Source organism: Bifidobacterium sp. POST2/T3 (B1) (assembly GCF_058197115.1).
In genome coordinates this window covers 1-10,953 of record NZ_JBVPQK010000072.1, presented here as the reverse complement: position 1 = coordinate 10,953, position 10,953 = coordinate 1, and the positions used below count along the sequence as shown (strand labels likewise).

The window sequence follows — 10,953 nt, the reverse complement described above, 5'->3', positions numbered from 1 at the left end:
TCGCCGCCGATATGCAGGATGCCGCCACCCGCGCTCTTGCCGGCCAGGACTATCTGGTCCAGGAGGCCGAGCTCCAATCAGAGAACGATGTAGACCAAGCCAACTGATTGCTTTAGGTTTGGGCCCCAAATCACTAGCGGACGTATTTGCTGACGCTTTTCATCTTGAGCAAAGCGTCGGCCAGCCAGCGATAGATATCATCCCATTGGTCTTGTTTGTAATCAGTACGCCTAGTCAGAGTCAGGTGGCGTGACTTCTTGTCTACATCCTTATCATCCCAGCTCAAATCACCCTCCTGGCCCGACAGGTCGCTCTCGACCTGAGACTTGTGCTCAAGGAAGTCCACGTATTTCGCAGGATCATGAAAGAGGAATTCAACAGTGGCGTACCCGTCCCTGATGCCGATGAGGCCTGCCAGATTGCAGCCAGAAACGGGCGAGCCAAAACTCAGCCGGTACTTCGTATGGTCGGTTCTGGCAAAGGCCGAGCCGAAAGCGGACATGAAGTCATTCCTAGCTTTGCAGAAGTCGACGAACCCATCCCAGAACATGGCCCTCACCTTCGAGCGGTCCAGAGACTCCATATCACCTTGCGAAACCCGGTAACGAGAACGAAACTCGTCAAGGCTGATGCCTCCATGCCCCCAGAACGTCCAGCCATTGATTGAGCTGCTGCTCGCCCCGGCCAATTTGAGAACATGCGAAGCTGCCGACGAGGGACTCTCAAATTCACGTCCATCCGAGACCCTAATCATCATCTCTCCAGTAATGAGGGCACTGGCCTCATACTTGCGGGAAAGACTCTCCAGTCGATCGCCAGGCTTCAGCAGGCCACTGGCACCCAACATGTGCAAAGAAACCGTCTTTGTCGGAATCTTCGCCTGCTTATCAGCTTTGTACTTGTCAATAGTCACACGATCAATCTTCGGCATAGACCAGACTTCCAAAGCCTTGTCAGCCAGTCGACGCGTCCTGGCCTCGATGGACTCAGCGTTCCAAGTCTCCGCATCACGCAACTCACGCGAAATAGACAGGTATTCATCCTGATATCCACCGACAATTCGATCCCTCTTCTGCTTAAACAGTCCATCCGAGAGTTCCGAGTTATAAGCGGTCAGAGTTAAATTACCCAGCTTGTTGACATGCTCCGCAAAAACCCGTTCGCAATCAGTACCCAACATTCGCCGCCACTGCTCATGAGCGAGTGCATTCTGGGGGAGAATATGCTCAATGGTGTAATTCCTGGAGGAGAAGTCAATCGGGTTCTTAGGATGGTACGCATTCTCCAGTGTCGTCAACATGTAATTACAACGCGAAAAGGGATAGAAGTCGCGCGAAAGAAGGGTCTGATGAAATTCATTGTCATCAGGCATCCGATGGCTTGTTCCAGCCCCGCCCAGCAGGGCTGCCTCAAAAGCCTGCCTATAGCCGGGTGACCCATCTTCCTTTACCTGTCTGAGACGTGCTATGACCGAAAGCGAGAACCGGTTCAGCCCGTTGTTGGACATCTGGCAGGCAATGCGGCGGAAGAGATAACTCTCCAACAGCTTCAACATGGATACAAAATCACTCCGACTGAAGAGGTCGTCCCCCTCCTGGTAATCATCCAAAAGGGTCATGAGCAAGGGGTTGATGACAGACATATTCAGAGCACAAATGCGATCAAACAATCGATCTATTTCAGGATCATCCCCCGAGCTCGAAGTAATGCGCGAATAATACCCGGCAAACTTGCTCATCTGATCAAGAAGCCCGACTATTTGACCATGGTTATCGTAGCCATTGTTGGTCACGTAGTCTTTAAAGAACCGGTATACGTCTCGTGTAGGCACTGGTCTGGGGGCGTTGATGATGGCAAGCCAATCATAAAGAAAATCATCAAAAACGTCATTATAGACATCCACGCCAAGCTTTATTTCAATTATTCTCCAATGATCTTCATACAACTGTCCCTGCATCTCCAGGGGCTGCCGCATAAGCACATAATTACGAACCAGATCTGCAGTCGAAAGGTCCTTACCGGTTGAGTTCATGGACTCAAAGATGGCCTGTGGATCATCCTGACCCTGCGTCAAGGAGATCGACACTACTTCCAAGCGCCTGAGCCCAGCCCACACGCTGTTCGGATCCCTCATCTCCTTCAATTGACCACTGAACCATTGGAAGTTATCAATGATTCTATGGGACTCACTTGTAATCGGGGCCCTAGGATCCTCCAAATGGTGAATGACAGACTCGTATTGGTCATGATCACCCTGCGAGAGGCATAAACGATAATGCCCTTCGCCTTCTCGACAGGAATCAATCAGATATTCATCTATGATTTCATTGCGTGAAAACTGCAATTCATCGGCCTGGTTTGGGTGGCTGTCTGCATAGGCAGCAAGTGCTGCTAAGAGAAGATTTACGGTCGTGATTCTCTGCTGACCGTCGATAATGAGAGCCGGTGTCACCCCATCGGCGCCCATGGTGCCCTCTTGAACCCATACCACTGAACCCATGAAATGGGCGCTTTCGTGTAAATGCCCGATGTGAAGCACATCGTCCCAAAGCTGCTCGCATTGTTCCTCATCCCAGGAATAGGGACGCTGATACACAGGGACGATAAAACGCTTGCCCTTATCGGCAATCAGACTCAGCAGCTTAACGGGACCAGCATCCATAGGGAACCTTGCCTTACCAGCGAGTACAAGAGCGGACGCTTCTATTATAGGAAGCACTCGCTGCCGCAGTCAGGCCGATACACCCTCAATCAGATCGGTGATCAGATCGGTGTATGTGATCCCCGTGGCTTCCCAGGCCTTGGCATACATGGAGATAGGCGTAAAGCCAGGCATGGTGTTGATCTCGTTGACGATGACCCTGCCCTCGGGCGTCACAAAGCAGTCGACACGGCTCAGACCGGCACCGTCCACGGTTCTGAAGGCCTTGGCGGCCAGGTCGCGAACCTTCTGAAGAGTCTCCGCCGGCAGGTCCGCGGGAACCTCCACATGGGAGGCGGAGGAGTCCACGTATTTGCTGTCGAAGTCATAGAAGGCCTCGTCCTGATCAGCCTTGTCCAGCACCACCTCGCCAGGCCAGGCTGTACGGGGCTTTCTGTCCTTGCTTGAGGCGAGCACGGCGCACTCGATCTCCCGCCCCTCAATGCCCTCCTCTATCAGGACCCGCCAGTCATGCTTTGCAGCCTCGACGACCGCAGCAGCCAGGGCTTCGGCTTGAGGCTCTTCCACCTTGACCACACCAAAGCTGGATCCTGCGCGGGAGGGCTTGACGAAGAGCGGGTAATGCAGCTCCGCCTTCTCCACAGCGGCCAACAGGTCTACTCCGGATTGCTGTTCACGGGAGTCAATGGTGATGCCGGGAGCCACGGGTATGCCGGCTTGGCTGAGCAGGATCTTGGTGTAGTGCTTGTCCATGCATGCAGCAGAGGCGAAAACCCCGCATCCGACGTAGGGCAGGCCCATCATTTCAAGCAGGCCCTGCAGGGTGCCGTCCTCACCGTATGGGCCGTGGAGCACCGGAAAGACCGCATCAACATGTCCCAAAGGCTCCAAAGAACCAACCGTCCTGGAAGGCTCGGCTCCAGAGACCAGGTCGGCATGGTCGCCGATTAGAAACCCATCCCTGCCACGAGCCATGTCGAGGATGACCGGACGGCTGCCTTCGGTTATCTGCACGGTTGGCAGACTGGCATCGCCCAGACCCCACTGCCTGGGATCCTGGCCGCCGATGGTCCAACGACCGTCCTTGGTGATGCCTATGGGAATGGGGTCGTATCGGTGGGTATCGATGGCATTGAGCACGCCGGCCGCAGACACGCAGGATATGGAATGTTCGTCGGCACGCCCGCCATAGAGCACCACAACACGTTTCCTGACCATCATTCCTCGGCTTTCCTCATCCTGGACATAAATTCCAACCTCAGGCACCTGCCCGGGCAGATACATCACTCAAGACAGCAGAATATCCCCTTGCCAGGCGGCAAGGCCCGGACACAGTCGCTCATCCACAAGCTTGGCACGAACAGGCATAACAAGGCCGATACAGCAGTCAGACAAGCCAGGCGCACATCCTGATCCGGAAACCATTCATCGCCGATCAAAAGGTTGATAGCGCACGCTTCACAGCCTTCGTACACCCTCTATAACCCTCAGGATTTTCTGATGGACACCATTCTGATGGTCGTCTCTGATGGTGGTCAGACTCATTCTGCAGTAATCTGTCCGCCGAACAGCTCGTCAATCATGCCCCGGCAGCTCAGACCCTGATCCAGCACATGGCTCATGGCCGTAGCCAGCGGGGTCGCCACCTGGTAGCGCTTGCCCAGGGCGACGACAGCATCAGTGGTGGGTACGCCCTCGGCGACACCCTTGCTGACGCGGGTGGCCTCCTCAATGCTTTTGCCCTGACCCAGATTGAAGCCAAAAGTATAGTTCCTGCTCAGGGACGACCCGCAGGTGGCCACCAGGTCGCCCACCCCGGCAAGGCCAGCGAAGGTCTTGGACTTGGCACCGCAAGCCTCCCCCAAGGCAGTGAGCTCAGCCAGCCCCCTGGCCTGAATCATGGCGGCTGTGTTCTCCCCGAATCCAGCCCCCCGCGACATCCCCACGGCCAGTGCAGTGACGTTCTTCAGCGACCCGCACATTTCCAGGCCGATCACATCGTCCGAGACGAAGGCCTTGAAATAGTCGGTCGTGCAGGCACGGGCTACTCTCATGGCGGTATCGGTATCCGCGCTGGCGACCACAGTGGCGCTCGGTTCGCGGGCAGCCACCTCCTTGCTCAGGTTGGGACCGGATACGGCCGCAAATCTGACAGGGTCCAGATCAAGCGTCTGACAAACCACCTGATCCATCCGCCTGTCGGTGGCCCGTTCAATCCCCTTCATCAGGGAAACTGCGATGGCATCATGACCCAGCAGACCCTTGAATTGCGTCAAGGCCTCACAGGCGTGCTGAGCGGCTATGGCAACGACCACGATTTCCGCCCCCGAGACGGCCCCGGCCCGGTCACCCTCAGCGATGATGGCGTCAGGCAGCCTCTTCACGTTCGGCAGACGGCGAGTATTCGAATGTTGACTGTTGATTTCGCCCACGACATCCGGGTCGATGTCCCACATGACCACCTGATTGCCTGCATCAGCCAATACCTGGGCAAAAGCGGTTCCCCATGCGCCTGCTCCCAATACCGCGATCTTCGTCATCATTCTCCTTTGCATAATGCCGTGCGCACGGGAACGCCGACCAGCAGCCTCATTCTTGTCTCTACCATCCTATGACACCGCCGCCGGACAGTGGGAATTGGAGGTGGGTTCCAGCCTTATTGCTCGCTTCTGGGCCGACGGGTCATGGTCACGTAATCGAAGTATCCAGCCGCCGGAGGTTCCTCGCCACGGATCTCGGCCATGACCTCCTCCATCCTGTTGCGCAGGCGGACACAGAGGGCATGCACGGACTGCTTGGGAGGTTCCGCGCCCCACTGATCCATGTCTTCCAGAAGGTCGGAATAATCAAGGAGCCGGTCATAGCACATGACCACGTTCTTGCGAGGCCAGGGCCACTTGTGATTGATTGAAGCCGCCCCCCAGGTGATGCTGGGATACAGAGGAACCATGTGACCCAGCTGCCGTGAGGCTTCCAAGGCGATGAAGCCGACCCCGGGCTTGAGCGACATGGGCCACTTCAGCGGGTCACGGGTCACGGTCCCCTCGGGCCAGATGGTCAGCGGCCTGCCCGAGGTGATGATGCTGATCGACTCCTCCTCAATCGACCTGGCCTTGCCGGACTTGCGTTCGACCGGCTGCATGCCCACCATGCGGAACCAGCTGCCGATAAGGGGCCAATGGGCCATCTCGGCCTTGGCCATATAGCGGGGCCGACGACCCAGGTGGAAGAGGGCCATCATGGGAATGAAAACGTCGAACTGGGTCACATGGGTGGCTGCGGTGATAAAGGGCCCGGTCTCCGGAACCCGCTCCAACCCCCAGGCATAGACCCGGCAGGAGTCACGCACAACCTGGGAGACCCCGCGCAATAGGCGGGTGGTCCCCACGGGGTGCTGGCCGTCTATCTCGTCCAGTGCCGGTGTGCGATGTCCAGTGGGATAGTAGCGGGTTGGATCCACCAACCTGTGCCGTTGGGCCAGCAGGGCCACCTGCTGGTCGGACAGGGCGGGCACCGCAGACCGGGGGGAGGGTTTGCCTTTGGAAGCCATCTATGTCCACCGGATCAGTCGATCTGCGCGTCCAGGGCCAGCAGCTTGTCGCGGAAGTCCTCGTAGCCGCGGTCGATCAGGGAGATGCCATGGACGGTGGAGGGGCCGGAGGCCGTCAGTGCGGCGATCAGGTGGCTGAAGCCGCCACGCAGGTCGGGCACATCGATGTCCTGGCCGGTCAGCGGGGTGGGCCCGAAGATGACCGCCGAGTGGTTGAAGTTGCGCTGCTGGAAGCGGCAGGGCAGGGATCCCAGGCACTCCTTGTAGAGCTGGATGGTGGCGCCCATCTGAATAAGCGGCTTGGTGAAGCCGAAGCGATTCTCATAGACGGTCTCGTGAACGATGGAAAGACCCTTGGCCTGGGTCAGAGCGACCACCAGGGGCTGCTGCCAGTCTGTCATGAATCCGGGGTGCACGTCGGTCTCGATGGCCACGGGCCGCAGGTCGCCGCCCGGATGCCAGAAGCGGATGCCGTCGTCGCGCACGTCGAACTGGCCGCCGATCTTGCGGAAGACGTTCAGGTAGGTCATCATGTCGGGTTGGTGGGCGCCCTTGACCATGATGTCGCCATGGGTGGCCAGGGCGGCGGAAGCCCAGGAGGCGGCTTCGATCCGGTCGGGCAGGGAGGTATGGGTGAACCCCTTCAGGGAGGGCACACCCTCGATGCGGATGGTCCTGTCCACGTCCACGGAGATTTGCGCGCCCATCTTCTGCAGAACCGCCACCAGGTCCATGATTTCGGGCTCGGTAGCCGCGCCTGACAGCTCGGTACGCCCCTCGGCCAGGACTGCCGCCAACAGGGTCTGCTCCGTTGCGCCCACCGAGGGGTAGGGCAGATGGATCTTGGCCCCATGCAGGCCGTCCGGCGCTGTGATGTGGATGCCGGACTCATGCTCCTTGTCGACATTGGCCCCTAGCTTGCGCAGGGTCTCCAGATGGAAATCGATGGGCCTGCTGCCGATGCGGCAGCCACCCAGAACGGGGATGAACGCCTCTCCCATCCGGTGCAGGAGCGGTCCGGAGAAGAGGATGGGTATGCGGGAAGAACCCGACAAGGTATCCACATCGGCCACATCAGCCAGCTCCACATGGCTGGCGTCGATGGTGACCACGCCCTCCTGCGGACGGACGTCCACCTTGACACCGTGAAGCCTCAGCAGGTCCGAGACCACCTGGACATCGCGGATTACAGGCACATTCTTGAGTACTGAGACGCCCGGAGCCAGAAGGGCAGCCACCATGGCCTTGCTGACGAAGTTCTTGGCCCCGCGGACCTGTATGGTGCCATGCAGGGGCCTGCCGCCCACCACATGCAGCACATCATCCTGTGTATTCACCTTGGGCATTTATCGGCTTCTTTCTCGTATCCGCTCAGAGCCGGGCTTTGGCACATCATCGGCCCTTATTGCAAGTCTGCCACAGGGGGTGTGGGGACACCGTGAATTGTCGCCTCAGGCATAGAGCGTCCACCCTGTCAGATACTGGTCAGGCGCCGGCTGAAACGAAGGGGGTCAGCATGGTGAAGCCCATGATCAGCAGCAGCATGATGAAGAATGGGCAGGCCCAGGCGCCATAGACGTTCGTGTAGGTGCGGTTTTCATGCAGAAAAGCGGCAATCCGATGACGGCCCAGGTAAAGCACCAGAACGGCCGCCATCATGCCTGCCAGCATCATGAGCACGTTTATGTAGGAGGACATGTTGTCGCTCATAAACCCGAGAAGGACTTCCAACCCGTCGCTGACGACCAGGTTGTTGAACACGTGCAGGGCCATGGACCAGAAGATGGAGTATTCGCAGGCCAGATAGCCCAGGAGCAGACCCATGATGAAAGCGAAGAACCCCTGGCCAAGGTCGCCATGGAAGAAGCCGAACATAACGGCGGAGGTGACAATGGCGAAGACGTGCCCATAGGGCTTCAGCGCGTTCAGGATGGCCCCTCTGAAGACCAGCTCCTCGATGACCGGGGCCAGCAGGCTGACGTAGATGAACATGGGAATGGTACCCGAGGCCTGCTGGATTTGCTGGGTCGTGGTCCAGGACTGCTGCACTCCCAACCGCGCCGCAGTCCAGTCCATGCCCGACTGATACCAGTCAGCCAGGGTCTGCCCGGTCAGCGTCAGCGCAAAGCATCCCAGCAGAACCTGCCAGGTCATGGGGTGCAGATCCGTATGGAAAATGCCCGAGGGACCGGAGTCGCAGATCTGCCGACGTCGTGTGAAAACCAGGAAGCAGAGGCCTGTGCAGGCGGCGATCAGATTGATGATGCCCCCATACTCCTTGTCGGCATGGCTCATCACATATATAAATCCCGAGTGGGCAGGCACCGGATCGAACACGGCATTCCACTCCATCTGAGCCAGAACACCGAACAGAAGGCCGACGCTGTTGATGATAAGCAGGTAGACCAGCAACAGGGCGGCCTGGCGGTTGAGCATGCCCCTGGCTGCACTCATCCATGCGCGATCCGCCGTGCCTCGTCTGGGCTTCTGAGTCTGCCCAGTCCCTGACGCATCGGCTTCCGTCGCTGTCTGCCCCATGTCACCATGCCCTTTCATGATCCTCTGCAGGTTTGGCCGTTCAGCACCGACCTCCAGCTGGTCCAAGTCTACGCCAACACCGGCGGCACCCATACGTCATGCTCTAGAGCAGGCCGGGCACGAACTTGAAGATTGCCAGCAGCAGGCAGAGCAGCAAATAGAGCAGGAACCAAGGCTGCCTCCAGGAAGCGTAGGTTCCTTTAGGAGCTCGATAGCGCCGCCGGTAGTCAAACAGACTTGCGCGGTGCAGGAAGAACATGACCAACCCAGCCAGAACCAAGACCAACGCCACTGCCGAAATCGACATACGAGCAGTTCGCGGAGCGCTCATCAGGTAACGGTTGGGCAGGCCACTAAAGAGCAAATCGCCGACCATACGTGCTCCGATGGCCCAGATAAGGCCATACTCCAGAGAGCAATATCCCAGTGCCAGCCCCAGCAGGAAGATCCAGAACCCAGAGACCGGATCACACTGCAAGAGTGCACAGAGCAGGGACGCGGTCAGGATGGCAAAGACCCTGCCGAACCGGCGCAGCCCGTTGAGGATGATGCCGCGGAAAACCAGCTCCTCGGCCAAGGGAACCGCCAACAGGGCATACACGGCCATCATCGGCGAGGAAGTGCCGGTGACCAGCAGACTGCGCGAGGCCAGGGAGGGGATGTGCAGAAGCAGACAGAAGTGGTTGAAGAACTTGTTCAGTTCATGGACCATCCCTTGGCTCAACAGGAGCACCGTCACAAGGGCCAGCAGAGCCGTCAGTGTCATTCTTCTATCTGTTCGCCAATGGACGGCGTCCTGTTCTCGCTGATCCTTACCTCGAATAACGCTCCACTCTGAAATAAAGGCATAGGCCAGCGCCAGCAGGACCGACAGGAGGGTAATCCCATCGGATAGGAAGGCAATGGCTCTTGGGTCCTTGACCCGCTCCATGATGACCGGCAGGATCATACCCGAACCGACCATGAGCATCAGAACGGATATGGCAAGGTAAACGAAGGCGAAGGCGGCCTGGCCGTTGACGGCGTGAAGAACCCCCGAACTGGCCCTGTAGGAGACGGGCTTGCCAGAGGATGCCGACTTGGTGGCCGTCTTTGGTTTCGCCTGGACCTTGACCGCTGCCGAAGCATTCGGCGTGCCCTCATCCAGCTTGCTTGAGACGACAACGTGCTGCGCGGCTGGAGCGGATGTATTCGCAGCCTTGGAGGAATCAGACGGAGCAGGTTGGGCGCCTGCGGATTGAACTTCACCGACTGTCTGGACGGCCTGCACAGGCTGAACGGCATAATCCGCCTGAGCGGCCGGAGTCCTCGGTGATGACGTAACGGTCCGACCGCCTGTGCTGATGCCGACGACCTCGGCCAGCTGATCAACCACCCGTGGAGTCGAACAGACCTGGCGCCCCTGATGTTTGGCACCACTGGCAACGGATTGTGCAGCGGCGACGCCCTGACCTGAAGCCGATGAACCAGCGATAAGCGAATCCCAGTCGGCATTTGAACGGCGAACGACGACCGGTCGATCAGTGAATACCACTGGGGTCGGAGACTGCTGAACATACACTTTTGCGGGTGCGGAAGCCGCTGTATTCGGCTTGGCAGACGTCGAATCCGCCGAAGCGGCAGCCGTCGGCTTGGACTCAGCCGGTTCGGCAGACGAAGAACCGGGGGCAGATGCTGTTGAAACGGCAGAACCTGTAGCCTTGCTTGGCGAGGAAGGAACAGATGCGGCAAGAGACGAAGCCTTGGCAGCAGGGGCTTTGGGCTTGCTTACACGGGTCTTTTCTGCCGGCTTGCGGCCTTTTCGCATATTCCAGGAGAAAACCGGAGCATTGCTGACCTCCGGCTTGGTCCAGGACCAGACAACCTTGGCCGCAGAATGATCCTGCTGCTTCGGAGCCTTCGCAACCTTGGGGGCCTCCAGATCCCGGCGAATCACCACGCGCCTGGGTACAGACCCCTCGCCAGACCCCTTCTCTTCGTGCCCGTCGGCAGACAGATCCGCCGGAGGAAATGCTGGAACAGCCGGTTGACTGGCTATAGTGACCGATGTCAAAAAATCATCGGATCCAGGAAGCACCGAGGGACGTTCACCGACAGGCATAGACCCCGTGCGTCCACGATGACCAGCCCCTTCAGCGCCCGGAAGCACAATCTTTCTATGGGCGATTCGTCCCGGGTAGGCCAGGCCATCATCCACGGCCTG

At 58.5% G+C, this 10,953-nt stretch carries 7 protein-coding genes; all 7 read right to left on the bottom strand.

Annotated features, from left to right (window positions below; translation table 11 throughout):
* Nucleotides 1-133: 133 nt before the first annotated feature.
* Nucleotides 134-2,662, bottom strand: coding sequence for a DUF4268 domain-containing protein (locus tag AC0AP0_RS05135; RefSeq protein WP_490429590.1), 2,529 nt, complete (start codon nucleotides 2,660-2,662; stop codon nucleotides 134-136).
* A gap of 69 nt (nucleotides 2,663-2,731) precedes the next feature.
* Nucleotides 2,732-3,880 (bottom strand): D-alanine--D-alanine ligase family protein, encoded by a 1,149-nt coding sequence (locus tag AC0AP0_RS05130; protein ID WP_490429592.1) that lies wholly within the window; start codon nucleotides 3,878-3,880, stop codon nucleotides 2,732-2,734.
* Between the two features lie 323 nt (nucleotides 3,881-4,203).
* Nucleotides 4,204-5,202 (bottom strand): NAD(P)H-dependent glycerol-3-phosphate dehydrogenase, encoded by a 999-nt coding sequence (locus AC0AP0_RS05125; protein ID WP_490429591.1) that lies wholly within the window; start codon nucleotides 5,200-5,202, stop codon nucleotides 4,204-4,206.
* A gap of 116 nt (nucleotides 5,203-5,318) precedes the next feature.
* A complete protein-coding gene (locus AC0AP0_RS05120; protein WP_490429589.1) occupies nucleotides 5,319-6,212 on the bottom strand; it encodes a lysophospholipid acyltransferase family protein in 894 nt (297 codons plus the stop codon).
* Between the two features lie 14 nt (nucleotides 6,213-6,226).
* On the bottom strand, nucleotides 6,227-7,558 hold the full coding sequence (murA, locus tag AC0AP0_RS05115; RefSeq protein WP_045935015.1) for a UDP-N-acetylglucosamine 1-carboxyvinyltransferase: 1,332 nt from the start codon (nucleotides 7,556-7,558) through the stop codon (nucleotides 6,227-6,229).
* 139 nt (nucleotides 7,559-7,697) lie between these two features.
* Nucleotides 7,698-8,843, bottom strand: coding sequence for a CPBP family intramembrane glutamic endopeptidase (locus AC0AP0_RS05110; protein WP_490429588.1), 1,146 nt, complete (start codon nucleotides 8,841-8,843; stop codon nucleotides 7,698-7,700).
* A gap of 10 nt (nucleotides 8,844-8,853) precedes the next feature.
* Nucleotides 8,854-10,953, bottom strand: a 2,100-nt coding sequence (locus AC0AP0_RS05105; RefSeq protein WP_490429587.1) for a CPBP family glutamic-type intramembrane protease, incomplete at its 5' end; no start/stop codon positions are given.

Coding starts and splice junctions, on each gene's coding strand:
- AC0AP0_RS05135 (WP_490429590.1), bottom strand. CDS start 2,662: ATGGATGCTGGTCCCGTTAAGCTGCTGAGTCTGATTGCCGATAAGGGC.
- AC0AP0_RS05130 (WP_490429592.1), bottom strand. CDS start 3,880: ATGGTCAGGAAACGTGTTGTGGTGCTCTATGGCGGGCGTGCCGACGAA.
- AC0AP0_RS05125 (WP_490429591.1), bottom strand. CDS start 5,202: ATGACGAAGATCGCGGTATTGGGAGCAGGCGCATGGGGAACCGCTTTT.
- AC0AP0_RS05120 (WP_490429589.1), bottom strand. CDS start 6,212: ATGGCTTCCAAAGGCAAACCCTCCCCCCGGTCTGCGGTGCCCGCCCTG.
- murA (WP_045935015.1), bottom strand. CDS start 7,558: ATGCCCAAGGTGAATACACAGGATGATGTGCTGCATGTGGTGGGCGGC.
- AC0AP0_RS05110 (WP_490429588.1), bottom strand. CDS start 8,843: ATGGGTGCCGCCGGTGTTGGCGTAGACTTGGACCAGCTGGAGGTCGGT.